Origin of the sequence: Streptomyces sp. NPDC005955 (assembly GCF_042871255.1) — a bacterium.
In the GTDB taxonomy this organism is placed as follows: domain Bacteria; phylum Actinomycetota; class Actinomycetes; order Streptomycetales; family Streptomycetaceae; genus Streptomyces.
In genome coordinates, this window is the sequence record NZ_JBIAIF010000004.1 from 406,213 (window position 1) to 431,237 (window position 25,025).

At 74.0% G+C, this 25,025-nt stretch carries 17 protein-coding genes; 11 read left to right on the forward strand and 6 right to left on the reverse strand.

Going from position 1 to position 25,025, the window contains the following annotated elements; all coding sequences use genetic code 11:
- Positions 1-22: 22 nt before the first annotated feature.
- From ACFYOU_RS13500 to ACFYOU_RS13520, 5 genes are all read right to left on the reverse strand, one after another.
- On the reverse strand, positions 23-655 hold the full coding sequence (locus tag ACFYOU_RS13500; protein ID WP_391305480.1) for an isochorismatase family protein: 633 nt from the start codon (positions 653-655) through the stop codon (positions 23-25).
- A 150-nt stretch (positions 656-805) separates the two neighbouring features.
- A complete protein-coding gene (gene dhbC, locus ACFYOU_RS13505) occupies positions 806-2,065 on the reverse strand; it encodes an isochorismate synthase DhbC (protein ID WP_391305482.1) in 1,260 nt (419 codons plus the stop codon).
- Between the two features lie 64 nt (positions 2,066-2,129).
- Complete coding sequence (locus ACFYOU_RS13510) at positions 2,130-2,966, reverse strand: 2,3-dihydro-2,3-dihydroxybenzoate dehydrogenase (protein ID WP_391305484.1); 837 nt, start codon at positions 2,964-2,966, stop codon at positions 2,130-2,132.
- A 306-nt stretch (positions 2,967-3,272) separates the two neighbouring features.
- Positions 3,273-3,506: an MbtH family NRPS accessory protein gene (locus tag ACFYOU_RS13515; RefSeq protein WP_391305486.1), complete on the reverse strand. Its 234-nt coding sequence runs from the start codon at positions 3,504-3,506 to the stop codon at positions 3,273-3,275.
- A 7-nt stretch (positions 3,507-3,513) separates the two neighbouring features.
- Positions 3,514-7,194, reverse strand: a complete 3,681-nt coding sequence (locus ACFYOU_RS13520) for an AMP-binding protein (RefSeq protein ID WP_391305488.1) — start codon at positions 7,192-7,194, stop codon at positions 3,514-3,516.
- Between the two features lie 641 nt (positions 7,195-7,835).
- Here ACFYOU_RS13520 and ACFYOU_RS13525 point away from each other — a divergent pair.
- Both ACFYOU_RS13525 and ACFYOU_RS13530 read left to right on the forward strand, forming a co-directional pair.
- Positions 7,836-8,354, forward strand: coding sequence for a GNAT family N-acetyltransferase (locus tag ACFYOU_RS13525; RefSeq protein ID WP_391305794.1), 519 nt, complete (start codon positions 7,836-7,838; stop codon positions 8,352-8,354).
- Positions 8,355-8,840: 486 nt separating this feature from the next.
- A complete protein-coding gene (locus tag ACFYOU_RS13530) occupies positions 8,841-10,475 on the forward strand; it encodes an MFS transporter (protein WP_391305490.1) in 1,635 nt (544 codons plus the stop codon).
- Positions 10,476-10,521: 46 nt separating this feature from the next.
- Here the strand turns inward: ACFYOU_RS13530 and ACFYOU_RS13535 are convergent, their stop codons facing one another.
- Positions 10,522-11,379, reverse strand: a complete 858-nt coding sequence (locus ACFYOU_RS13535; protein ID WP_391305492.1) for a (2Fe-2S)-binding protein — start codon at positions 11,377-11,379, stop codon at positions 10,522-10,524.
- A 199-nt stretch (positions 11,380-11,578) separates the two neighbouring features.
- Here ACFYOU_RS13535 and ACFYOU_RS13540 point away from each other — a divergent pair, with 199 nt between their 5' ends.
- The 9 genes from ACFYOU_RS13540 to ACFYOU_RS13580 all read left to right on the forward strand — a co-directional run bounded on the left by ACFYOU_RS13540 (position 11,579) and on the right by ACFYOU_RS13580 (position 24,878).
- Positions 11,579-12,775 carry an ATP-grasp domain-containing protein gene (locus ACFYOU_RS13540; RefSeq protein WP_391305796.1) on the forward strand — a complete coding sequence of 399 codons (1,197 nt, stop codon included), beginning with the start codon at positions 11,579-11,581 and terminating at the stop codon, positions 12,773-12,775.
- Entirely contained in the window at positions 12,772-14,514 is a 1,743-nt protein-coding gene (locus ACFYOU_RS13545) for an IucA/IucC family protein (protein ID WP_391305493.1), read from the forward strand. Before ACFYOU_RS13540 ends, ACFYOU_RS13545 begins: the two co-directional genes overlap by 4 nt.
- A 7-nt stretch (positions 14,515-14,521) precedes the next feature.
- On the forward strand, positions 14,522-16,297 hold the full coding sequence (locus ACFYOU_RS13550) for an IucA/IucC family protein (RefSeq protein ID WP_391305494.1): 1,776 nt from the start codon (positions 14,522-14,524) through the stop codon (positions 16,295-16,297).
- Entirely contained in the window at positions 16,294-17,559 is a 1,266-nt protein-coding gene (locus tag ACFYOU_RS13555; RefSeq protein ID WP_391305496.1) for a type III PLP-dependent enzyme, read from the forward strand. The genes ACFYOU_RS13550 and ACFYOU_RS13555 overlap by 4 nt, the downstream gene beginning before the upstream one ends.
- A gap of 109 nt (positions 17,560-17,668) precedes the next feature.
- Positions 17,669-18,415, forward strand: coding sequence for an HAD-IA family hydrolase (locus ACFYOU_RS13560; protein ID WP_391305498.1), 747 nt, complete (start codon positions 17,669-17,671; stop codon positions 18,413-18,415).
- On the forward strand, positions 18,412-20,778 hold the full coding sequence (locus ACFYOU_RS13565; RefSeq protein WP_389766308.1) for a glycoside hydrolase family 65 protein: 2,367 nt from the start codon (positions 18,412-18,414) through the stop codon (positions 20,776-20,778). Before ACFYOU_RS13560 ends, ACFYOU_RS13565 begins: the two co-directional genes overlap by 4 nt.
- Positions 20,779-20,976: 198 nt before the next feature.
- A complete protein-coding gene (locus tag ACFYOU_RS13570; protein WP_391305500.1) occupies positions 20,977-22,197 on the forward strand; it encodes a Cmx/CmrA family chloramphenicol efflux MFS transporter in 1,221 nt (406 codons plus the stop codon).
- 261 nt (positions 22,198-22,458) lie between these two features.
- Positions 22,459-23,859, forward strand: a complete 1,401-nt coding sequence (locus tag ACFYOU_RS13575; RefSeq protein WP_389766304.1) for a hemolysin family protein — start codon at positions 22,459-22,461, stop codon at positions 23,857-23,859.
- Positions 23,856-24,878: a hemolysin family protein gene (locus ACFYOU_RS13580; protein WP_389766302.1), complete on the forward strand. Its 1,023-nt coding sequence runs from the start codon at positions 23,856-23,858 to the stop codon at positions 24,876-24,878. The genes ACFYOU_RS13575 and ACFYOU_RS13580 overlap by 4 nt, the downstream gene beginning before the upstream one ends.
- Positions 24,879-25,025 lie beyond the last annotated feature (147 nt).

Sequence of the window (25,025 nt, forward strand, 5' to 3'; positions counted from 1 at the left end):
CCCGGGGTGGTGCGCACCGCGGTCAGCCCTCCCCCAGGACCGCCCCGGTGGTGGTGACCACCGCGCACTTCCCGGCCGCCCAGCGCAGCGCGGCGGCGTGGTCGTCCGCCGAGAAGTCGGCCACCGCGTCCGCGACCACGAACGCCTGCACGTCCTGCATCCAGGCGTCGCAGGCGGTCATCATGACGCCGATGTGCGCGTAGACACCGGTGATGACGAGTTGGTCGCGACCGAGTTCCCGCATGCGCTCCAGGAGGTCGGTGCGGACGAAGGCGCTGTACTTCCACTTGGTGAGGACCGTGTCACCGGGGCCGGGAGCCACCGCGTCCGCGATGGCGGCGGCGTGCGGGTCGGCGGGCAGACCGGGCCCCCAGAAGTCCTGTTGGAGTCCCCGCTCGGCGGGTGTCTGGCCGCCGGGCTGGGCGGTGTACACGACCGGGACCGACGCCCCGGCGGCCCACTGCCGCAGCCTCGCGGTGTGGGCGAGGAGTTCGGTGACGGGAGACGCGGAGGTGTCGAAGGCCGAGAGGAAGTAGTTCTGGAGGTCGTGCACGAGCAGCACCGCGCGGGCGGGGTCGATCTTCCAGTCGACCCGGTTGGCGGGCAACTCCCCCGCGGTGGGCATCGGATAGGGGGTGACGGCGGGCAGGGCCATGGTGTCGGTGGTTCCGTTCGAGTGAGCGACGGGGAGCGGAGGGGAGCGGAGGGGAGCGACGGGATCAGTGGGCGGACACGGGGTGCGACCGGTTCGCCCTCGATCTTCGGGCTTCGAACGCATCTGCGAGGAGGGCGGGGTGACGCGGTGTCACAGTTCCGCTCCGACGGCGCTGAGGAAGGTGCGGAACTTGGCTCCGGTCTCCTCCGTCTCGGCCTGCGGCTGGGAGGCGGCGACGACTCCGGCGCCCGCGTACAGGCGCAGCCGGTTGGCCTCGGCCTCGGCGCAGCGGATGGTGACGACCCATTCGCCGTCGCCGTCCGCGTCGCCCCAGCCGACCATTCCGGTGAAGTAGCCCCGGTCGAACGGCTCGGTGTCCGCGATGACGCGGCGGGCGAGCGCGGTGGGGGTACCGCAGACGGCGGGCGTGGGGTGCAGGGCGCAGGCCAGTTCGAGGGCGGAGGTCGTGGGGTCGATGAGGGTGGCGGTGACCGTGCTCGACAGGTGCCACATGGTGGCGGTCCGCACGAGGGTGGGCCGTTCGGGGACCACGAGGTCACGACAGAAGGGGGCGAGGGCGGTGTACACCGCGTCGACGACGACGGCGTGTTCGTGCAGGTCCTTGGCGGATTCGAGGAGGGCCGCGGCCCGGCGGACGTCTTCGGCGAGGTCGGCGCCGCGCGGGGTGGATCCGGCGAGGGGGTTGGCGACGACCTGGGTCCCGCGGCGGGACACCAGGAGCTCCGGGCTGGCGCCCAGCAGGGTGCGGTCGGGGCCGACGGGCAGGGCGAAGGTGTAACCGGAGGGGTCGCGGCGCGCCAGCCGGTCGACCATGCCGGGCAGGTCCAGCGGGCCGGGCGCGGTCAGTTCGAGGGTGCGGGCGAGGACGACCTTGCTGAACTCGCCCTGCCACATGCGGTCGACGGCGTCCGCGACCCCGGCGGCGTACGCGTCCGGTGCGGGTACCTGGCGTATCCCCCAGTCGACGGGGTCGGGGCGCTCGGCGGGCAGCGCGATCATGGGGTCCGAGGCGAGGGCGGGACCGGTGCGCAGTTCGGCGGGGACCGCGAGGGCGGCCGGGGCGTGGTGGTCGAAGGGGACGGCGCCGAGCACCAGGGGCGTGCCGTGGCCGTCGGCCCGGGCCGCGGCCAGCGCCTCGGCGACCCTGACGGGCAACGGTCTGTCGTCGTGGGGGACTTCGGCGCGGGTGCCGTGGCCGAGGAGGGTGCGGGTGGGGGTGGCGAGGAATCTGGACCCGGTGCGGTAGGCGTGGAGCAGGGCGGTCGCCGCACCGAGCGCGGGGTACGCGGGGTCGGGCGACGTGTCGGGGCGGACCGCGGCGTCAGCGGTCACGGTGAGGGCCTGTCCGGCCAGGGGGACGTGCGTGGCGACTTCGGATGCCGTCGACACGGGGGCTCCATTTCTCGGGTGCTCCGTGCGTGCACGGAGGTGGGGTGGGGGGACGGGGCGCCGTCTACCTGAGCGTGGCGCCGCCGTCGACGTACAGCTCCTGCATGGTGATGTGGCGGGCGCGGTCGGAGGCGAGGAAAACCACCGCGTCGGCGATGTCCTGGGGCTCGGCTATCCGTCCGAGGGGTATCCCGGTGCGGTACGTGCGGGGATCCCCGGCGATGACCCGCCGGGGGGCGTCGCCGTCGGTCCACAGGGCGCGCTGCATGGCGGTGTCCGTGGAGCCGGGGGCGACGATGTTGCACCGGACACCACTGCGGGCGACTTCCAGCCCGAGGCACTTGGTGAACATGGTGGCCGCTGCCTTGGAGGCGGCGTAGGCGGCCATGCCGGTGCGGGGAATGCCGGCGGCGTTGGAGCCGACGGTGATGATGCATCCGCCGCCGCGGGCGGTCATGGGCCTGACCGCGGCGCGGGAGGTGTGGAAGACGCCGGTGGTGTTGACGGCGAAGGTCTGCGCCCAGTCGTCGTCGGTGAGTTCGGCGACGGGGCCCGGCCTCAGTACGCCGGCGACGTTCACGAGCAGGCCGAGCGGGCCGTGTTCGTCCTCGATGACCTTGACCGCGGCGTCCACGGCGGCGCGGTCCGTGACGTCGAGGACCATCGGGGTGATCGATCCGGGGCCGGTGTGCGGCCCGTCCGGCCCGTCCGCACCGCTTCGTTCCCGCCAGGAGGCGGCGAGCTCGTCGACCCCGTGCGCGGAGCGGTCGGTGGCGATCACTTCGGTTCCCAGCGTCGCCAGCGAGACCGCGACGGCGGCCCCTATCCCCTGTCCGGCGCCGGTCACGAGAGCGATGCGGCCCACGAAGTCCGTACGGTGTTCGGGTCGGTGTTCAGGCATGAGCAATCTCCCCCCTCACTTAGGCGAGCCTAACCTAACTCATTAAGCTTGCACACCCGACCGATCCCCCAGTGAGGCGGCACACATATTCGGTTAGGCTAACCTCACTTGGCCGAAGTGAAACCCTCGGCCGGAGCGACGCTCGACGCCCAATCCGCCCAGATCCAGGGCGCATTGCCGCAGGGCGCACCACATCCCGGAGGGTGCACCACATGACGCACCCTCATGACCGGACGCATCGGCGGCCGGTACGGGGTGGGGCGGAACGCCGGCGACCCGTGGCCCCCATCCCCCGTCGACAGCAGCTCAGTTCGTGGACGGACCGATCCAGTGCTCGGTGATCCAGTCCAGGGCGTCCTGCCGGACGGCGGGCCCGTACACGGTGCGCCACCCGTCCGGGACCTCGGCGAAGACGGGCCACAAGGAGTGCTCTCCCCAGTCGTCGGCGAGGACCGTGAACTCCGCGGGCCCCGCGCCGCGGCGCTCGCCCTCGGCACTGAAGGGGTGGGTGGGGGCGTTGCTCGGGTCGGGGTCGCTCATGTCGGGGTCACTTCTCCCGTTCGGTCAGTCGCTCGCTGAGCACGCGGGCGAGCGGGGCGAACGGCTCGGACGGGGTCGTGTCCCGGCGGGCGCCGGCGACATCGGCACGGACCGCCACCGCGGCGTCGACGACGACCCGGCCGCCGTGCAGCAGGGCTCCCCACAACTCCCACACGGAGGAGTCGAAGGCGTGGGAGGGGAAGCGGGTCCACGCGTCGTCGGGGCGGAAGCCGAACCCGCGGTCGGTGGCGGTGAGGAGTCGGGTGACGTCGTGGTGGGTGACGGTCACGCCCTCCGGTCCGTCGGCGGCGTCCGGGGCGTGGATGACGCACACGGGGTCGTACGGGGTGAGCGGCCGGGTCCGTTCGGCCTGGGTGAGCGGCCGGGTGGCGTACCGGTCGACGAAGGAGGAGTCGGTGCAGAGGATCGGCAGGTCGTGGTCGGGGAGCCGGGGCACGGTGACCGAATCGGTGACCACGGCCGCCGGGGCGACGTCGGCCAGTGCGCAGGAGAGGCGGCCGGCCGGGTGGTCGAGGTCCAGGGGGAGGTACGCGGCCCCGGCGAGGGTCACCGCGAGGAGTCCGGTGACGAGGTCGGTGGAGCGGGGCAGGGCGAGCGCCACCACCGATCCGGGTCCGATGCCCCGCACGGCCAGCATGCGGGCCACTTGGTGGGCACGTGCGCACAGTCGGGCGTGGGAGAGGGTGGCACCGCCGTGGGAGACGGCGATGCGGTCCGGGTAGCGGCGGGCGACCGCGCCGTAGACCTCGGGGAGGGTGCACCCGACGGGAGCCGGCCGCGGCGCCGCCCCGGTACGGGGGTCGTCGGCGCCGAGCACGCGCCGCCGGAGCCCGGCGTCGCGTGCGGGGACCGGCCGCACCGGTGCGCGACGGTCGCCACGGCCGACGGGGGCTCCGAGGACATCAGCAGCTTCAGGGGTGACAGGGGCTTCGGGGACTGTGGGGGCGAGGAGTTCCACGGTTCCGTCGGCGCGGCGGCGCGCCAGGTCGCCGGTGCGGTACATCCGGCTGCCCGGGTGGTCGTGCAGCGCTCCGAACGGGTCGGCCACGAACCGTTGGGCGGTGCGGTCGGGTCGGCCGAGGTATCCGACGGCGAGGCACGGTCCCGCGAGGTACAGCTCTCCCGTCGCCCCGGGCGGGACGGGGCGCAGCGCGGCGTCGAGGACGTAGGCGCGGGAGCCCCGCACGGGCCGCCCGACCACCGGCCCCCGTGGGTCGCCCGGTTCGCCGACGCGCCAGGAGTAGGCGGCGCCGTGGGCCCCGGTCGGACCGTACTGGTGCACCGTGTACAGCCCGGCCGCGGAGGGGACGTGCTGCCGCAGCGGCTCCGGGGCGGGCTCGCCCTCGATGGTCAGCACGGCCGGCTGGTGGTGGCCCTCGTCGAGCAGCCCCTCGGCGAGCAGGGCCGCGGCCTGGGACGGGGTGACGGCCAGGTGGTCGATGCGCTCGCGGTGCACGTACGCGGTGAAGGCCGTCGGGTCACGGCGGGTGGCCTCGTCCAGGAGGTGCAGTTCGTGCCCGTGGACCATCCAGAGCAGCGGGTCCCAGGCCGCGTCGGAGGCGAACGACGCGCTGTGGACGAGCCGCAGCCGCGCCCGTCCGGTGCGGGCGACCGCGGGCGCGATGTGGTCGGTCCCGTGGCCTTCGTACCGGTTGGCGAGGGCGGCGTGGCTCACGAGCACGCCTTCGGCGCGGCCGTCGAAGGGGTCCGGACCGTGACCGGGGTGACTGGGGTGATGGGAGTGGTGGGGGTGGACGAGGTAGGCCGGGTCGCGCGGGGTCGGACGAGTGCTCGGCACGGCGGCGAGGTGCCGGGCGAGGAGGTCCCGGGTGGCCGGGTCGTCGAGGGCGAGCACGGGCAACCCTTGGTCGGGGAGGGCGGCCAGGGTCCCGGTGGTGCCGAGGACGCAGACGGGACGGGCGTCCGCGAGGACGGCGCGGGTGCGGGCCGCGGGGTGTTCGAGGTCGAGGGGCTGGCAGACGCCGCCGGCCCCGAGCACGGCGAACAGCGCGACGACCATCGTCGAGGTGCGGGGCAGGGCGAGGGCGACGGGCGTGCCCGTGGTGACCCCGAGCCGGGCGAGCTCGGCGCCGAGGCCACTGGCCGCGGACTCCAGTTCCGCGAAGGTGAGGGTGGCGTCCACCGCGCGCACGGCGACGGCGTCGGGCGTCCGGGCGACGCGGTCGGTGAGTGCGGCGGGGAGGGTGCGCCGGGCGGGGGCTTCGGCGCGCCCGCGGGTGGCGGCCCACACCTCGTCGCGGGGCAGGAGGTCGAGCGTGCCCACGGGCCGCTGCGGGTCGGTCAGCAGCAGGTCGGCGTAGGCGGTCAACAGGTGGCCGAGGGTGGCGCGGTGCCGGGTGGCCGCCGGCTCGTCGTACCGGCCGGCGTGGGCGTCGAAGGACAGGCGCAGTCCGCCGTCGACGCCGGGGGCGACTCCGATCGTCAGGTCCTCCACGGGCCCGGTGGCCAGGTGGTGCACGGTGCCGGGGGACGAGGCGAAGTCGAGTGCGGCACCGACCGGTTTGATGCTGATCACGGGGCCGGTCAGGGGGCGGTCGGCGCCGGTGCGGCCGAGGTCCTGACGCAGGTCGGACTGGGGGTAGCGCTGGTGACGGCGGACCGCGCGGACCTCCAGGGCGACACGGCGCAGGAGTTCGGCGCCGGTGTCCGCCGGATGGACGTCGAGCCGCAGCGGCACGACGTTCTCCCCCGTGGCGGGGGTGTGCAGGGCGGCCGGGCCGCGCCGGTTGGCCAGCGCCAGGCCGAGGACGACGTTCCGGGCGCCGGTGCCGCGGTGGAGGTGCAGGGCGGTCGCGGCGAGGACGAGTTCGGCCCAGGTCGCCCTGCTGGTCGCCGCGGCCTCGGTGAGCTGGTGGAAGGTTCCGGGCGGGAGGTCGGTGTGACCACGCAGGACGGTCGCGGGCCTGCCGGTGGGCGGACCGCCGAGGGTGGTGGGCACCTCCGTCCCGGCCAGTCGTTCGGTCCAGAACTCCCGGTCGGCGGCGTACCGTTCGCCGTTCAGATAGCGGGATTCCTCCTCGACCACCTCGCGCAGCGGGGCGAAGCGGGTCCGCGGGGGCTCCTGTCCGGTGGCGAGCGCGGTGTACACCTCGGCGGTGCGCCGTCCGACGAGGTGGAGCGCATGGGAGTCGGCGGCGATGTGGTGGGCCCGCTGGTACCACCAGTAGTGGTCGTCCGCGAGACGGATGAGGGCCTGGGTCATCAGCGGGGCGGCGTCCGCTCCCCCGCCCTCGGGGGCGGTGGGCGCACCGCTCGCCCCGGGGGCACCGGCCGCGTGGTCTGCGGGGCCGGCGGTCGGGGTCGGTGCGGTGCAGGGGTGGGTCAGGTCGGCGTGGGTCCAGGCCCGGGCGGCGGCGAGCGGGGCGGGGTCCGCACGCAGGTCCAGTCGGTGCAGCGGGGCGTCGGCGGGAGCGGGGGCGACCCGCTGCCGGGGCCCGCCGGCGTGCTCGCGCACGACGGTCCGCAGGGTCTCGGCCTCCCTCACGACGCGGGTGAGCGCGGCGCCGAACAGTTCCTCGTCCAACGGGCCGTGGATCTCCACCACGTCGGCCGTCTGGAATGCGGCGGGGCCCGGGGCGAGCCGGTCCGCGAAATGAACACCCGCCTGTGCGGCGAGGAGCGCGAACTCGTCCGGATCCTGATACATGTGTGTCAACTCCCCCAGAGGAATGGCTACCGCGGACGCAGACCGCCAGGAGCGACCACGCGAACTTAGGTAAGCCTAAGTTAACCCGCTGCGCGTCATGAGGCGGGGCCGACCCCCCGCGACCGACCCGTTCTCCACCGCGGCCCCGTCCGACACCGGAGAACGGGCGTGCTAGCGTTGACCGTGCAGGGACGACGCACGTCGACTGCGGGACCAGAAGGGGAGGTGAGTTGATGACCGTCGTAGAGGCCACTGCCGTGTGCAGTGCCCGCCGGACCATCCTCACGTCCCGGGCCCCGGTCTGACCTGACACCCACCCCCGGCCCCACGGCCCACGGGTGCGACCTCACGGTCACCGGGGTCCCTTTTCAAGGGTCTCCACGTTGTCCCTACCCCTTTCCTCCCCCGCTCCCACCGGGCCGCCCGGCATTCCGGGAGCGCCAGCCGCACGGACGGCCGAAACGCCGGAGCGCGCGCCCCACACCGATACGCCGACCGCTCCGCAGCCCGGCGCGCCCGAGACCCCGGCCGCACTCCGGCCGGAGGTCGGCGTGCCGCGCGGGCACCGCAGCCGCACCCGCACCGCCCCCACCCCGGGCCCCCTCAACGACACCCCTCACCTCTTCGAGAACGAGAACACCATGACCATCTGGACCACCCGCCCCGAGGACACCCGGAGCACCGAGGACGTCGCCGCCGTCCGCGAGATCAACCTCGCCGCCTTCCCCACCGCGCTGGAGGCCGACCTCGTCGACGCGCTGCGCACCGATCCGCAGGCATGGATCGACGGCCTGTCCATGATCGCCACCGGCCCCGACGGGACCCCGGTCGGACACGCACTGCTCACCCGGTGCCACGTCGACGACGCACCCGCCCTCGCCCTGGCACCCTGCGCGGTACGCCCCGCGGCCCAGCGCACCGGCGCCGGATCCGCCGCCGTCCGCGCCGCCCTGGACGCCGCCCGGACCATGGGCGAGAACCTCGTCCTGGTCCTGGGGCACGCCGAGTACTATCCGCGGTTCGGCTTCACCCCGGCCTCCCGCTTCGGCATCCGGAGCCCGTTCGACGTCCCCGACGAGTACATGATGGCCCTGGCCCTGGACGACACCCGGGCGGTTCCCACCGGCACCATCCGGTACCCCGCGGCGTTCGGCGTCTGACCCGCTCCGGGGCGACCCCGCCCGGGCGGGGTCGCCCTGCGCGGCCGGGCGGGGCGCCGACGGGACGTGACCGCGGGCACCCCGCCCGCTGACGGTTCCACTACGGCGAGGGCCCTCCTCAGGGACCGAACAGGAGGACGCCCCGCCGCAGGTTCGTGGTCCGGAGCGTCGGCCCGTCCTGACGCGACGTCAGGACGGGCTCGCCGACGGCTCCGGATTCCCCCAGCGCTCCAGAGGGGCGCATCGGGCAGCACGGACGCGTCCGTGCGCACCGCGATCCTCATGCGCACTAAGGTAAGGCTTACCTTACAACATCGGGCAAGCGGTACGACTCACCACGGCGCGAGCAACCCGCCCCCTGACGAAGGATCAAGGCGAGGCGTCAAGGCGAGGGCCAAGGCGAAGGGCCGCATCCGTCCACGCTTGACCTCAACTTAACTTCAGCCCCTAGCGTCGCCTCATCCCGACGCAAGGAGGCGCACGTCCATGGACGGCACGACACCCAGCCCGATCGACCCGGCACCCCCACGGGCGGGGCGGCGGGCGTGGACGGGGCTCGCGGTCCTGTTCCTGCCCACCCTGTTGATCGCGATGGACCTGACCGTGCTGCACCTCGCGGTCCCGTCGCTCACCGCCGACCTCAACCCCTCCAGCGCCCAACTCCTGTGGATCCTGGACGTCTACGGGTTCCTGATCGCCGGATGGCTCATCACCATGGGCGCCGTGGGCGACCGGATCGGGCGGCGGCGACTGCTGCTGATCGGCGGCGCGGCCTTCGGCGTCGTCTCCGTACTGGCCGCCTTCTCGCCCACCGCGGAACTGCTGATCCTCAGCCGCGCCCTCCTCGGCATCGCCGGGGCCACCTTGATGCCGTCGACCCTGTCGCTGATCCGTCAACTGTTCCCCGACCCGGGTCAGCGCACCGTCGCGATCGGCGTCTGGATGACCGGGTTCACGGCCGGCGGAGCCCTCGGCCCCCTGGTGGGCGGGGCGCTGCTGGAGCACTTCTGGTGGGGCTCGGTGTTCCTGCTCGGCGTCCCCGTGATGCTGGTGCTGCTGCTCCTCGGCCCCCGCTTCCTGCCCGAGTACCGCGAGCCCGGCGCCGGCCGGACGGACCTGGTCAGCGTGGCACTGTCGCTGGCGACGGTTCTGCCCACCGTGTACGGGGTGAAGCGGCTGGCCGAACACGGCCCCGACCTGGCGGCCCTGGCCGCGCTCGCGGGCGGGGCGCTGGTGGGCTCCGCGTTCCTACGGCGACAGCGGACGCTCCGTCAGCCCCTGCTGGACCTGGGACTGTTCAAGAACCGCACGTTCTCGCTGGCCATGTCGACCCAGGCGTTCGCGATCTTCGCCATGGCGGGCACCCAGTTGTTCGTGGGCCAGTACCTCCAACTGGTGGTGGGCCTCTCACCCCTGCGGGCGGGACTGTGGACCCTTCCGTCGACCGTGTTCGGCATCGCCGGATCGATGCTCGCGCCGCTGCTCGTGCGACGGATCCGACCGGCCGTGGTGATGGCCGCGGCGCTGCTCGTCTCGACGGCGGCGTTCGTCACCCTCTCCCTGGTCTCCCCCGACGGACCGGGCGACGGACTGCCCCTCGTGGTGACCGGGTTCGTCCTGCTCTCCTTCGGCCTGGGTCCGGCGATGACCCTCACCACGGACCTGATCATCAGCAGCTCGCCGCCGGAGCGCGCCGGCTCGGCCTCCGCCCTGTCGGAGACGGGCAGCGAGTTCGGGTTGGCCATGGGCATCGCCGTCATCGGCAGCGTCGGCACCGCCGTCTACCGGTCCGAGGTCGCGGACACGATCCCCGGGGCCGTGCCCGACGAAGCCGCCCGGGCCGCCCGCGACACCCTCGGCGGGGCCGTCCGCGCCGCGGAGTCCCTGCCCGACCTGCTCGCCGACGACCTGCTGACGGCGGCCCGGGCGGCCTTCACGGACGGACTGCACACGACCGCGGCGCTCAGCGGAGCGGTCACCACGGCGCTCGCGGTCCTCGTACTGACGCGATTGCGCCGGTTGCCGACCACCCGACCCCCGGCCGACCCGGTCGCCGGGAGCGGCCGGCGCGACGCGACAGCGGCGAAGGCCGACGGCGAACGACTGACGGCCCGGCAGTGAGACGGACGGGCGGGAGGCGGAACGGACCCGCGCTCCCGCCCGGACCTCAGACCCCGTCCTCGATCCTGCGCACCCGTTCGGCGTCACCGGTGCGCGGGCAGGTGGCGCACGCCTCGGCGGGACGGATCGCGTAGTAGAGGCAGCAGCCGAGGCGGGTGCGCGTCGGGTGTTCACGTCCGTTGCGGGTGGTGAGCGTCCGGAAGGCCGCGCCGCCGGGATAGGGGCTGACGGCTCCGGGCAACAACTCCTCGGCCTCCCGCACCCCGCGGGCCTCGTCACCGTGCATCCGGCCCAGGTACCAGACGACCGAGACCAGGTCGTCGCCGACCATCCCCCACAGGGCCCGGGGACCGCGGCGGACGCGGGGGCCCGTGGCGGCCAGCAGCGGACGCACGTGATCGGCGACGGCGGCGCGCAACTCGGCCCGCAACGCCTCCTCGTGGGGCAGGACGCGGACCCCGGGCAGCCCGGCGGCGGGGTCGTCGGGCAGACAGCTGAAGGAGGCGGGAACGATCTCGTACGCCTCACTCGTACGGCTGATCCGCAGATCACGCGGACTGACCCTCGGTACCCGCCGTTCGAGGTACCAGGGACCGCTGATGAGGACGGCCGCGGACCACAGATAGGCGTGCAGCGCACGGGAGGCGACGACGTCCGGACGCGGCTCGTGGGCGTAACGGGTGCGGATGCGGGCCGCGTGCCCTTCCAACCAGGCGTTCAGGAAGTCTTCGCGGCAGGCGAGTTCGGCGCCGTCGATCCAGCCCTGGCCGGCTGATGACGAGGGTTCGGCGCAGGTCACGTCCAGGGCGGGACACGCGGCGGCGAGACGCCGGTACGTGGCGGCCAGCAGGACGGAGGAGCTCACGGCAGGGGCGGTCGGGGCCGACGCCGGGGCCAGGAACACGGGTACTCCTAGAACACCGTACGAAATACGGGGTGGGGGCATGAGAAAATCACCGCGGGTGGCGGCGGACCCGCAAAGATCTTTAGGGAAGGCTCACCTTACTAGCACCAACGGGGTAGAAAGCCAATCGACATGACGCCCGGACGAATTGACACTCTTAGGCATGCCTAACCTAAGCTCTCGGCTCGTGTTCCCGATCATGCGGATGTACCTGCTCGCACTGAATCCCACCGACTCGGTCACCGAGGGATTCCTCCCGGCCGCGCGCTCCCTGGGACTGCGCGTCACCGTTCTCACCGACCAGCCCGAGGCCCATCGCACGCGCCATCCGGACCTGGAGGTCCTGCCGTGCGACGTACGGGACTTCCGGGAGGTGATCAGCGTGGTCTCGGCCGGCGAACGGCCGGACGCGATCTTCACCAACAGCGACCACCTCCAGACCCAGGCCGCGCTCGCCGCCGACTACTTCGGGCTCCCGGGCAAGGACTGGCGCACCGCCCTGCGCACCAAGGACAAGGCGCTGCTGCGACGCCATCTGCGCACCACCGGGGCCGACCGCGTGCGCTGCCTGGAGGTTCCCGCGACGACGGCACCCGCCGACGCCCTGCACGGCGCCGCACTGCCCTACCCCTGTGTGGTGAAACCCCGCGAAGGGGTGGCCAGCGAGGACGTCGTCCGGGTGGAGACCCCGGACGAACTGCTCGCCCGCTGCGAGGAGATCCGGGCCCGCCGACCCGGCGCCGCGCTGGTGGTGGAGGAGTACCTGGAAGGCGAGTTGCACACCCTGGAGACGCTCGGCGACGGGAACACCCGCCATGTGCTCGGCGGGTTCCGCACCGACCTGTCCCCCGCCCCGTACTTCATCGAGGAACGCCTCACCTACGTCCCGGCGCACCCCCCGGCCGTGGTGGACCAGATACTGACGCAGCTCGACGCGCTGGGGGTCGGTTTCGGCGCCTGCCACACCGAATTCGTGGTGGACGGCAGCGGCCGGGCCCGCATCATCGAAGTGAATTACCGGGCCATAGGCGACCAGTGCGACCTCCTGCTCGCCGACCTCCTCGGGATTCCCCTGTTCGCCCACGTCCTCCTTACCCATCTGGGTGAACCGCTCCCCGCCGACCTCGGGGCCCGCACCGACGGCGCCGCCCGGCTCGACTACCCGTACGCACGCCGTGCCGGCACCCTGACCGCCGCCCCCCAGCGGATCGACCTGGACTCCGGCGGCGTCCGACTGACGTACCGTCCGCTGCGGGCCCTGGGGGAACGCCACGACGTCCACCACACCAACCGGGACCTCCTCGGCGTGGTGCGCGCCACGGGGCGCGACCAGGGCGCCGTCGACCGGGCCGTCGAGGACTTCCTCGCCCACCACCACTGGGAGATCACACCGTGACCGCAGGGACCCGCGCGCACCGCGACCGGCACCTCCTACGGGTCCTGACCGCGCTGCTGCGCGAGGACGTGGCCGGGCTGCGCACCCGCAGCACCCGGGTGGAGCGCCCGGACGGCAGTTGGCTCCGTCGGGAGCACCCCGGCGGTGCGCTCGCCCTGCCGGTGGAGCCCGACGGCTTCCAGTCCGAGTTCGCCGCCCGGCTGCCGCTGCTGCGCCGCGAGGGACCCGGTCCGGCCACGGACCTCGACACCGCCGACGCCGTACTGGCCGCCCTGGGGGACCTCGCCGACCCGGCGGACCGGCCCGGCTTCGACGCCTTCGCCGACGAGTGCCGCCAGTCCCTCGCGGCCGAACTGCTGCACCAAGGCACCCGGACCGAGGTCGTCACCCGGCTCACCGGCGCGTACGGCCCCGACCCCGCCCGTTGGACCGACCCGCTGGCGTTCGACACCCTGGCCGCCCGGCTCGACCACCCCGTGTACCCGACCGGACGCGGTCGAATCGGCCTGACGGACCGTCACCTACGCTCGTACGCGCCGGAGTTCCACCCCAGCTTCCGGCTGCGCTGGCTGGCCCTCCCCCGGGTGGACGTGGTGGACGAGGGCCTGACGACCGCCCCCGGCTGGCCCGCGCCCTCGACGCTCGGACTGCCCCGTTCCCTGGACGCCGACCACATCGCGCTGCCGGTGCACCCCCTCACCGCGGGCGCCCCGCTGCACGGCGCCCTCAAGGAGGCCGGCCTCGACGACCGGGCCGTGCTCGCCGAGCAGCCGTACGCGGAGGTGGTGCCCACCCTGTCGATGCGGACCGTCGCCCTCACCGCGCACCCCGGCACCCACCTCAAGGTGCCGCTGGCCACGGCGACCCTCGGCCGGCTCAACCGCCGGACCATCAAGCCGGGCACCCTGCGCGACGGCGCCGCCTGCCAACGGCTGCTGGCGGCCGTCGCCGCGCGCGAGCCGCGCTTCGACGGCACCGTGCTGCACGCCGACGAGACCCGCTACGCCCATGCCGGCCACGAGCTGCTGGCCGTGCTGCGACGGCGCTGGCCGGCAGGGCTCGACGGTTCGGTGGTGGTGCCGATGGCCGCGCTCACGGCGCCGGCGCCCGGGGGCGGGCTCGTCATCGACCGGCTCGCCGACCGCTTCCACGACGGTGACCCCGTCGCCCTCCTCGACGCCGTCCTCACCCTGCTGTTCGACTGGCAGACCACCCTCTTCGGCTACGGCATAGCGCTGGAGTCGCACCAGCAGAACATCTCCCTGGCCTTCGACGACCGACCGCAACGGCCGCCCCTGCGCCTGCTGTTCAAGGACAACGACGGTCCCCGGGTGCACACCGGACGGCTCCGGGCGACCCTCGGTGCGCACGACCTCAGCGGCTTCGACGACACCCGGATCACCGGGCAGGACGACCGCGCCGTGCTCGACCTCTTCACCACCATCACCGTCCACCTGTGCGCGGGGGCACCCGCCTTCGCCTTGGCCCGGCACGGCAGCGCCCCGCTCGACCGGCTCCTCGCCCTGGTGCGCGACCGGCTCGGCGAGGCCGTCGAACGGCTCGGCACCGGCCCCGGACAGCCCGGCGCGGCCCTGCGCGCCCACGTACTCGACGCCGCGCGCCTGCCCGTGAAGGCGATGGTGACCGCGGGGACGCTGCTCACCAAGCAGCGCTCGGGCGCCCAGGACGTCAACAAGCACTACACCACCGGTCCCAACTACCTCCTGCGAGGGGCGTAATCCGCTGATGCCCAGCACTCTTTCCGGCCTGCCGCGCACTGCGGCGCCCGTCCCGGACCTGCCCGGCGCGGACCTCGCCGTGGCGCACACCCTCCTCAACTGCCTGCTCCGCGAGGTGTCGGGGCCCGAACGGCAGGCGTCCGTCATCGGCGACCACCTGTTGCTCCGGCTCCCCCGGCTGGGCGTCCTGCTGCGCGTGGCCCTGCGCCGCACCTCCCTGCTCGGCGCGCACCGCTTCACCGGCCCCGTCACCGAACGGCTCGCCCGCGGCGGCGAGGACACCGGAGACGGCTGGTCCGAGGTCGACTGGTTGCGCCTGGCCGAGTACACCCGGGCCGAACTCTCCCTGCGCACCGGCGCCCACAACGACGAGTTCCTCTCCCAGGTGGGCGCGAGCCACCGCGGGGTGCGCGCCGCCCTGGCCGCCCCGCGCCCCGCCCCCCGGGCCCTCGGCGACGATCCGCTCGCCGTGTACCTCGCCTCCGAGCAGTCCCTGCTGCTCGGCCACCGCTTCCACCCCACGCCCAAGGCGCACAGCGGCGATCCGGCCCGTTGGGCGGCCTACGCACCGGAAGCGGGGGCCGCCTTCCCGCTGCGCATGCTGGCCGTCCGTCAGGATCTGGTCGCCGAAGAACGGACCGAGCCGTCCGCGACCGACCCGCTGGACCGGCTGCGGAGCGTGCCCGAGGGGTTCCGGCTGCTGCCCGCCCACCCCTGGCAGTACGAGATGCTGGCCGACCACCCGGTGCTGCGCGCCGCCCTCGACCGGGGCGACGTCGTGGACCTCGGCCCGGGAACCGAGGACGTGCGGCCCACCGCGTCGGTGCGCACCCTGCACACCGACGACGGGTTCCTGAAGTTCAGCCTCAACGTCCGCATCACCAACTGCCTGCGGAAGAACGCCGCCTACGAGTTGACCGGCGCGGTCGCCCTGTCCCGGGTGCTCGCCCCCGTCCTCGCCGACCTGGCGGCCCGGTTCCCCGGCACGGCGGTGCTCCGGGAGCCCGCGTACCGTTCGCTCGCCCTGCCCGGGCCCGACGGACGGCCCGACCGGTCCCTGCTGGAGGGCTTCGGGGTGATCGTCCGCGAGGGCCTGGAACGCCATCTGCGCCCCGGCGCCACCCCGTTGCTCGCCGCCGCCGTCGCCGACGAGTACCCGACCGGTCCGGCGCAGGTGTCCCGGCTGCTGGCCGACGCGGACCCCGACACCGCGCTGCGCTGGTGGTCCGCGTACCTGCGGCTGTTGGTGCCGCCGGTGCTGGCCGCCTACTTCGACCACGGCGTCGTCCTGGAGCCGCACCTCCAGAACGTCATCGTCTGCGTGGACGGCGACGGTACGCCCGTGCAGTTGCTCTTCCGGGACCTGGAGGGCACCAAGCTCGTCCCCGAGCACCACGCACGGACCCTCGCCGCGCTGCCGCCGGAGGTCGCGGGCCCCCTGACCTACGGGGCGCGCCGCGGCTGGGACCGCGTCGTGTACTGCCTGTTCGTCAACCACGCCGCGGAGGTGCTGGCCGCCCTCGCCGACCTCCACCCCGACCGGGAACGGGCGTTGTGGGCCCGGCTGCGCGCCACCGTCGAGGAGTACGCCCGCGAACACGGCTGCCCGCCGCGGCTGCGCGCCCTCCTCGCCGGGGTGCCGCTGCCCGCCAAGGCGAACCTGCTGGCGCGGTGGGAGCGCTCCGCGGACCGGGACGCTGGGTACGTGCACGTGCCCTCGCCGCTGGCCGAGGACGTGCTGTCCGGGGCGAGCCGCACCGACACCGACTGGAGCGCCCGGTGACCGCGCCCACGGAGGCGGTCCGCGAACGGGTCCTCGACCTGTCCGCCGACGGCCTGCCCGCCTACCTCTACGACCTGGACGCGCTGCGCGCGCACGCGTCCGCCGTCCGGGCGGCGCTGCCGGAGCGGGTGGAGTTGTACTACGCGGCGAAGGCCAATCCGGAACCCGCGGTCCTCGGTGCCCTGGCCCCGCTGGTCGACGGGTTCGAGGTGGCCTCCGGCGGTGAGCTCGCGCACGTGGCGACGGCGGTGCCGGACCGTCCGTTGGCCTTCGGCGGGCCCGGCAAGACCCCGGCGGAGGTGACGGCGGCCCTCGCCGGCGCGGCGGCGGGCGGGCCGGTGCCGCGGTTCCACGTCGAGAGCGCGCACGAACTGCGGATGCTCGCCGCCCTCGCCGCCCGCACCGCGCCCGGGGTGCGGGTCCCGGTGCTGACGCGGTTCAACCTGGCGGTCGCCGAGGACGCCCTCACCGGCGGCTCCCTCACCATGGGCGGCGGCCCCAGCCCCTTCGGCATCGACCCCGCCGAGGCCGATGCGGTCCTCGGCCTCCTGACCGGGGGCGCGTTCCCCCAGTTGGAGTGGTGGGGCACGCACGCCCATCTGGTGAGCGGCCTCGACGCCGGCACCCTCGCCTCGGTCGCCCGGGAGGTGGTGCGCTGGTCCACGGCGCTCGCCGACGGGCACCGGGTGCGGCTGCGAGAGGTCAACGTCGGCGGCGGGATGGCCGTCGACTACGCGCGGCCCGAGGTCCGGTTCGACTGGACGGCGTACGGCACCGCCCTCGCCGCGCTGCTCGCGGAACATCCGGGGCTGACCCTGCGGGTGGAGCCCGGCCGGGCGCTCACCGCGTACTGCGGCTGGTACGCGACGGAGGTGCTGGACGTCAAGCACAGCCACGGCGAGGACTTCGCGGTGGTCCGCGGCGGCACCCACCACCTGCGCACCCCCGCCACCAAGGGGCACGACCAGCCGTGCACGGTGCTGCCCGTGGGGCCCTGGCCGCACCCGTGGCCGCGGCCCGCCGCGGGCCGCGGCCCGGTCACCCTGGTCGGACAGTTGTGCACGCCCAAGGACGTGCTCGCCCGGCGGGTCCCCGCAGCGGGGCTGCGGGCCGGGGACCGGGTGGTGTTCCAGATGGCGGGGGCCTACGCCTGGAACATCTCGCACCACGAGTTCCTGATGCACCCCCGTCCCGACTTCCACTTCCTCGGCGCGGACGGGTCTCCGGTCGCGGCGGCGCCCCGGGCGGCCGGCGCGGGCTGAGGCGGGCTGAGGGGGCGACGGTCCGGGCCGCCGACGGGTGGGGGGACGGGGACCGCCTTACGATGGCGGCGACCACCGCTTCGGCGTTCCGGACCCGGAGGTTCTCGCCATGGGGACACGTGCAGGGCTGGGTCTCCCGGACACCATCGTCGCCTGTCTGTTCGACCTGGACGGCGTGATCACGAAGACCGCCGTGGTGCACGCCGCCGCGTGGCAGGAGACGTTCGACGCCTTCCTGCGCGAGCGCGACGGGCCCGGTTTCCGGCCCTTCACCCAGGAGGACTACGACCGCTACGTGGACGGCCGCCCCCGGGCCGACGGCGTCCGGTCCTTCCTGGCCTCCCGCGGCATCACCCTGCCGGAGGGCGCGGACGGGGACGGCCCGCACGAAGCGAGCGTGCGGGGGCTGGGCAACCGCAAGAACGCCCTGCTGCTGGCGAGGATCAAGGCGGGCGGGGTGGAGGCGTACGAGGGTTCGCTGCGCTACCTCGACGCGGTGCGCTCCGCGGGGCTGCGCACCGCGGTCGTCTCCTCCAGCACCAATTGCCGGGACGTCCTGCGGGCGGTCGGCGCGGAGGACCGGTTCGACGTGCGGATCGACGGGGTGGTGGCGGCGCGGCGGGGACTGCCCGGCAAACCGCGGCCGGACACGTTCCTCGCGGCGGCGGCCGACCTCGGGGCGGAGCCCGCCGGGTCGGCGGTGTTCGAGGACGCGCTCGCCGGAATGGACGCCGGCCGTTCGGGTCACTTCGGGTACGTGGTGGGGGTCGACCGGGTCGGCCAGGCGCAGGCGCTGCGGGCCCACGGGGCGGACACGGTGGTGCGGGACCTCGCCGAGTTGGAGACGCGCGCATGATCACCCATTCCTCGTACACGGTGGAACCCTGGTCCCTGTGCGAACGGTCGCTGAACCTGGACGTGCTGCCGCAGAGCGAGTCGGTGTTCGCCCTGTCGAACGGGCACGTGGGCTGGCGGGGCAACCTGGACGAGGGGGAACCGCACGGGCTGCCCGGTTCGTATCTCAACGGGGTGTACGAACTGCACCCGCTGCCGTACGCGGAGGCCGGGTACGGCTATCCGGAGTCCGGCCAGACCGTCATCAACGTCACCAACGGCAAGGTCATCCGGCTGCTCGTCGACGACGAGCCCTTCGACCTGCGGTACGGGCGGCTGGTGTCCCACGAGCGCACCCTCGACCTGCGGGCGGGCGTGTTGACGCGGGTGTGCGAGTGGGTGTCCCCGGCGGGCTGCTCGGTCCGGGTGCGTTCGACGCGTCTGGTGTCGTTCACCCAACGGGCCATCGCCGCGGTGCGCTACGAGGTCGAAGCCGTCGACTCGGAGGTGCGGATCGTCATCCAGTCCGAGCTCGTCGCCAACGAGCAGTTGCCCGGGGCGAACGGCGACCCGCGGGCGTCGGTGGCGCTGGAGTCCCCGCTCGAACCCGAGTCGCACTTCGCGACGGGCGCGCGGCTGGGCCTGGTGCACCGCACCCGGACCAGTGAGCTGCGGGTGGGGGCGGCGGCCGACCACGTGGTCACCGGACCGCGGCCCACCACGACGAGCAGGGAGAGCCGTGAGGACGTCGCCCGTCTCACCCTGGCCTCCACGCTCGCGCCCGGCGACACCCTGCGGCTCGACAAGGTGGTGGCGTACGGCTGGTCGAGCACCCGCTCGCTCCCCGCGGTCAGCGACCAGGTCGACGCGGCGCTCGCCGCGGCGATGAACGTCGGCTGGGACGGGCTGGTCGCGGAACAGCGCACCTACCTGGACGACTTCTGGGCGCGTTCGGACGTGGAGGTCGACGGGGACGAGGAGATCCAACAGGCGGTGCGGTTCGCACTGTTCCACGTCCTGCAGGCGGGCGCCCGGGCCGAACAGCGGGCGATCCCGGCGAAGGGGCTGACCGGCTCCGGATACGACGGCCACGCCTTCTGGGACACCGAGATCTTCGTGCTCCCGCTGCTCACCTACACCTCCCCGTTCGCGGTGGCGGAGGCGTTGCGCTGGCGGCAGAACACCCTACCGGCCGCGAAGGAGCGGGCCGCCCAACTGGGCTTCCAGGGCGCGGCGTTCCCCTGGCGCACCATCGACGGCTCGGAGGGCTCGGCGTACTGGCCGGCCGGTACGGCGGCGTTCCACGTCAATGCGGACATCGCGGACGCGGTCAGCCGGTACGTGGCGGTCACCGGGGACGAGCCCTTCGAACGGGACACCGGGGTGGAACTCCTGGTGGAGACGGCCCGGTTGTGGCGTTCGCTCGGCCACCACGACCACCACGGGGCGTTCCACCTCGACGGGGTCACCGGCCCCGACGAGTACAGCGCCGTGCAGGACGACAACACGTACACCAATCTGATGGCCCGGGCGAACCTGTTGGCCGCGGCGGACGCGGTCGAGCGCCATCCGCAGCAGGCGGCGGCGCTGGGGGTGGACGACGAGGAGAGCGCCGCCTGGCGGGACGCCGCCGAGGCGATGCACGTCCCGTACAACGACGAACTCGGGGTGCACGAGCAGTCGTCCGGGTTCACCCGGCACCAGGTGTGGGACTTCGCGGACACCCGGGCCGACCAGTACCCGTTGATGCTGCACTTCCCGTACTTCGACATCTACCGCAAGCAGGTCGTCAAACAGGCCGATCTGGTGCTGGCGATGTACAAGTGCAGCGAGTACTTCGACGAGGAGCACACGGCCCGCAACTTCGCCTACTACGAGCCGTTGACCGTACGGGACTCGTCGCTGTCGGCGTGCTGCCAGGCGGTGATCGCCGCCCAGGCGGGGCATCTGGCGCTCGCCTACCAGTACGTGGCGGAGGCGGCGCTGATGGATCTGGACGACCTGGAGAACAACACCCGCGACGGGCTCCACATCGCCTCCCTCGCCGGGACCTGGATGGCGCTGGTGGCCGGGTTCGGAGGGATGCGGCTGCTGGGGAGCACCCCGAACTTCTCGCCCCGGCTGCCGGAGCGGTTCAGCCGGCTCGCGTTCACGCTGGAGGTGGTGGGGCGACGGCTCCGGGTGGAGATCACCGGGGAGGCGGCCACCTACACCCTGCTGTCCGGCGAACCGCTGGGCGTGCGGCACTACGGCCGACCGGTGTTGGTGACGCCCGGCTCGCCGGAGCGTCGGGGCATCCGGCCCGCGCCGGTGCGACCCGCACCCGAACAACCGCCGCACCGGGGACCGGCGGACCGCGGGACGGTCGCCCGCACGCCCGGGTAATGCAGTGGACGGGACGCCGCGCGTCCTCCTAGGCTGCCCGGCGTGAACAGCCCCGAGTCCGACAGAGGCTAGCCACCGGCCGTCGCCCGGTGGCTCCCCGCCGCGCCCCCGCACCCCCGGTGCCGGGGCGCCGACGCCACCCCGCGGACCGCCGGTCTCGTTTCCTGTCGGATCTCGAAACGGCTGTGGAGTTCTGCGGTGCCTCTTGCTCTCTACTTCCTCGGACTGGCGGTCTTCGCCATGGGCACGTCCGAGTTCATGCTGTCCGGCCTCCTCGCGGACATCGCCCGTGACCTGGACGTCACGCTTCCGGCCGCCGGGGCGCTGACCTCGGCGTTCGCCGTGGGCATGGTGATCGGCGCACCCCTGATGGCGGTCGCCGCCATGCGCTGGTCCCGCCGTGACGCGCTGTTGGTGTTCCTGGTGGTCTTCCTCGCCGCGCACGCCGTGGGAGCGCTGACCGTCAGCTTCCCGGTGCTGTTGGTGACCCGCGTCATCGCGGCGCTCGCCAACGCGGGGTTCCTGGCCGTGGCGTTCACGGCCGCCGCCGCCCTGGTCCCGCCGCACGCCAAGGGCCGGGCGACGGCGGTGCTGCTCGGCGGGGTGACCCTGGCCTGCGTGGCGGGGGTGCCCGGCGGGGCGCTGCTCGGCCAGCACTGGGGCTGGCGCTCGGCGTTCTGGGCCGTGGTGGTGCTGTCGGCGCCCGCGGTGGTGGCCGTCTGGCGTTCCGTCCCGGCCGGCCGGGGCGATGCGCGCGTCCCCGGGTTCCGGGACGTCCTCGCCGAGTTGCGGGTCCTGGGGCGCCGTGAGCCCCTGGTGCTGCTGGCGCTGTGCGCGCTGGTGAACGGCGCCACGTTCGGGAGCTTCACCTACCTCGCGCCGCTGGTCACCGAGGTGTCCGGGATCCCGGAGCGCTGGGTCCCCGCCGTGCTGGTGCTGTTCGGCATCGGTTCCTTCGCCGGCGTCACCGCGGCCGGCCGCCTCGCCGACACCCGGCCGGTGCCGCTGCTGGCGGTGGGGACGGTGGTGCACCTCGCCGGTTGGGTGCTGCTGGCGCAGGGCGCGGGCCGGCCGGCGGTGGTGCTGGTCCTGGTGCTGGTCCAGGGCGCCCTGGCGTTCGCGATCGGCTCGACGCTGGTCACCCGGGTGCTCTACGCGGGCGCCGGTGCGCCGATGCTGGCGGGGGCGAGCGCCACCGCGGCGTTCAACGTCGGCGCCTCGGTCGGCCCCTGGGCCGGCGGGCTGACGATCGCCGCCGGACTGGGCTACCGCTCCCCCGTGTGGGTGAGCGCGGCCCTGCTGGCGGTGGCCGTGGTCACCGGGGCGGTGGCGCTCGCGGTGGCCCGGCAGCAGGGATCCGCGAGCGGCGCCGCTGCGGTGGCCGACGCCGTCGAACCGGGGCCGACCCCCGCCGGCTGACCCCGCCGGCAGCTCCCGCGGGGTGCTGAAGCGCAGGTCAGGGCTGCTCTTCGGTACCCCGACGGGGGTCCCTCGTCGGTTCTCGGAGGGTTCGGGAACAATGATCGTGAGGTGCTCGTTGTAGGGAGCACCCACAGAACGACCACCTATGAGGAGTGGCCACTTGTCCGCCCAGACGACGGACCCCGACCCTCCGGGACACAGTCCCGGACCATCCCGCCCTCTCACGCGTGATCGCGGCACCCGGCGGGGTGGTGTTCGATGAATGCCGCACTCGGCCTGTTGGCGGTACTCCTGCTCACCGTCGGCACGGGCTATTTCGTCCTCCAGGAGTTCACCTACGTCTCCGCCGACCGGCTCGCGCTGGCGCGGGAGGCGGAAGCGGGTGACCGGCGCGCGGCGCGCGCCCTGAAGGTCATGAGCCGGCTCTCCTTCATGCTCTCCGGTGCCCAGCTGGGCATCACGGTGACGGGCCTGATCGTCGGCTTCCTCACCGGGCCGTCCGTGTCGGCGGTCATCCGGCCCCTGGTTTCGGGGGTGGGGGTGCCCGACGCCGCCGTGGACGGGATCTCGGTCGCCCTGGCCTTCGTGGTCGCGACCGTGGTGCAGATGGTCCTCGGTGAGCTGGCCCCGAAGAACCTGGCGATCGCGGTGCCCGAGCGGCTCGCGAAGTCGCTGGCGCCGTCCACCCTCGCCTATCTGAAGGTGGTCGGCCCGGTCATCCACGTCTTCGACGGGGCCGCCGCCTGGCTGCTGCGCCGGATCGGCATCGAGCCGGTCGAGGAGCTGCACCACGGGGCGACGCTGGAGGAGCTGGGCCAGCTGATCGACGAGTCGCACGAGCGGGGCGCACTGCCCCGTGACACGGCGGAGCTGCTCGATCACGCCCTGGAGTTCTCCGAGCGCACCATGGGCGAGGTGATGGTGCCCCGCGCGGACACCGTCTTCATCCGCCGGGACGCCTCCGGGGCGGACGCCGTGGAGCTGATCGCACGCCACGGGCACTCGACGTACCCGGTGCTCGGAGACCATCCGGACGACGTCGCCGGGGTCCTCGGGGTGCGGGAGCTGTCGCGGCTGCCCGCCGAGCGGCTCGCGGCGAGCACCGCGGGCGAGCTGGCCCGCCGTCCGCTGCTGCTGCCGGACACCTTGCCGCTGCCCGGCGCGGTGACCCGGATGCGGGAGGCGGACGACGAGTTCGCCGTCGTGCTGGACGAGCACGGCGGGGTGGCGGGCGTCGTCACCTACGAGGACATCGCCGAGGAGCTCGTCGGTGACATCGCCGACGAGACGGACCGGGTCACCGCGCTCGCGGTGCCCCACGGGTCCGGCTGGCTGGTCGACGCCGGTCGGCGCATCGACGAGGTCGCGCCGGTCATCGACGTGCCGCTGCCCGAGGAGGACGACTTCGACACGGTCGCCGGCCTCGTGGTGGACCGGCTGGGACGTTTCCCCGCGATCGGTGACCGGGTGGACGTGGCCCTGCCGGACGGCAGCGCCGCGCTCATCGAGGTGCGCACCCTGAACCGGCACGTGCCGGAACGGGTGCGCATCGAGCACCGGCCCGCACCCCAGGAGTCCACGCCGTCCGGCGAGACCCCGCAGCGGGGCGGCCACGACGGCGCCGCCCTGCGCCACTCGGATGAGGAGGTGACGGCATGAGCCTGTCCGTCGCCCTGTTCCTGACCCTGCTGCTGCTGATCGGCAGCGGGTTCTTCGTCGCCGCGGAGTTCGCCCTGGTCGCCGCGAAGCGGCACCGGATGGAGAAGGCCGCCGCCGAGGGGCGGCGCGGCGCCAAGGCCGCGCTCGCCGGGATGCGGGAGCTGTCGCTGATGTTGGCGGGCGCCCAGCTCGGCATCACGGTGACCACCCTGGGCCTGGGCTCGATCTCCAAGCCCGCGGTGTCCCACGCGCTGGACCCGGTCCTGACCGGCTGGGGCCTTCCGACCGGTCTGAGCTACGGGGTGTCCTTCGCCGTGGCGATCGTCGTGGTGGTGTTCCTGCACATGGTGGTCGGCGAGATGGCCCCCAAGTCCTGGGCCATCGCGCACCCCGAGCGGTCGGCCATGCTGCTGTCGCCGCCGTTCCGGGCGGTGGTGAAGGCCGTGCGTCCGCTGATCCGGGTGCTCAACGCGGTCAGCAACGCCCTGGTGCGGCTGTGCCGGGTCACCCCGCGGGACGAGCTGGTTCCGGTACACGACCGCGAACAGCTGGCGGACCTGGTCGCGGAGTCGCGGCGCACGGGTCTGATCAGTGCGGCCGACTCGGAGTTGATCACCCGGTCGCTCACGGAGCCGCTGACCCCGGTGGCGGAGTTGCTGGTGCCCGCGGCGGACATCACCTGGGTGGACGGTTCCGCCGGCCCCGGCACGATCCTCGGAGTGGCGTCGGCGGCCGACCGGACGCGGCTGCTGGTCCGTGAGGCGGATCGGGTCGTGGGGTCGGTGCACACCCGGGACGCTTTGGTCGCCCGGGCCCGGGAGCGCGCGACGACCGCGCGTGAGCTGGCCCGACCGCTGCCGGAGCTGGCGCAGGACGACACGGTGGCGTACGCCGTGGAGCAGTTGCGCAGGCGTCGCGCCTCGCTGGCGGTGGTCCGGGACGCGTCGGGCGGGCTCGCCGGACTGGTGAGTCTGGACGACCTGCTGGAGCGCTACCTCCAGCCGAGCACGGCCGCGTAACACCGGCCGTCGCGAACGACGAGGCCCCGGTACCTGTGAAGGGTGCCGGGGCCGAGCGCTGTCCGGGCCGGCGCGGGCGGCGGGCCCGCGCGCGGGGATGGGCCGGGAACGACCTGGGCGGAGCCGGAGTCCCCGGTGGGGGGTTCC

Excerpts from the sequence above, each read along its gene's own strand:
- ACFYOU_RS13575 (WP_389766304.1), top strand. The coding sequence starts at position 22,459 with ATGAATGCCGCACTCGGCCTGTTGGCGGTACTCCTGCTCACCGTCGGC.
- ACFYOU_RS13560 (WP_391305498.1), top strand. The coding sequence starts at position 17,669 with ATGGGGACACGTGCAGGGCTGGGTCTCCCGGACACCATCGTCGCCTGT.
- ACFYOU_RS13515 (WP_391305486.1), bottom strand. The coding sequence starts at position 3,506 with ATGAGCGACCCCGACCCGAGCAACGCCCCCACCCACCCCTTCAGTGCC.
- ACFYOU_RS13510 (WP_391305484.1), bottom strand. The coding sequence starts at position 2,966 with ATGCCTGAACACCGACCCGAACACCGTACGGACTTCGTGGGCCGCATC.
- ACFYOU_RS13565 (WP_389766308.1), top strand. The coding sequence starts at position 18,412 with ATGATCACCCATTCCTCGTACACGGTGGAACCCTGGTCCCTGTGCGAA.
- ACFYOU_RS13525 (WP_391305794.1), top strand. The coding sequence starts at position 7,836 with ATGACCATCTGGACCACCCGCCCCGAGGACACCCGGAGCACCGAGGAC.
- ACFYOU_RS13540 (WP_391305796.1), top strand. The coding sequence starts at position 11,579 with ATGCGGATGTACCTGCTCGCACTGAATCCCACCGACTCGGTCACCGAG.
- ACFYOU_RS13550 (WP_391305494.1), top strand. The coding sequence starts at position 14,522 with ATGCCCAGCACTCTTTCCGGCCTGCCGCGCACTGCGGCGCCCGTCCCG.
- ACFYOU_RS13580 (WP_389766302.1), top strand. The coding sequence starts at position 23,856 with ATGAGCCTGTCCGTCGCCCTGTTCCTGACCCTGCTGCTGCTGATCGGC.
- ACFYOU_RS13500 (WP_391305480.1), bottom strand. The coding sequence starts at position 655 with ATGGCCCTGCCCGCCGTCACCCCCTATCCGATGCCCACCGCGGGGGAG.
- ACFYOU_RS13530 (WP_391305490.1), top strand. The coding sequence starts at position 8,841 with ATGGACGGCACGACACCCAGCCCGATCGACCCGGCACCCCCACGGGCG.
- ACFYOU_RS13520 (WP_391305488.1), bottom strand. The coding sequence starts at position 7,194 with ATGTATCAGGATCCGGACGAGTTCGCGCTCCTCGCCGCACAGGCGGGT.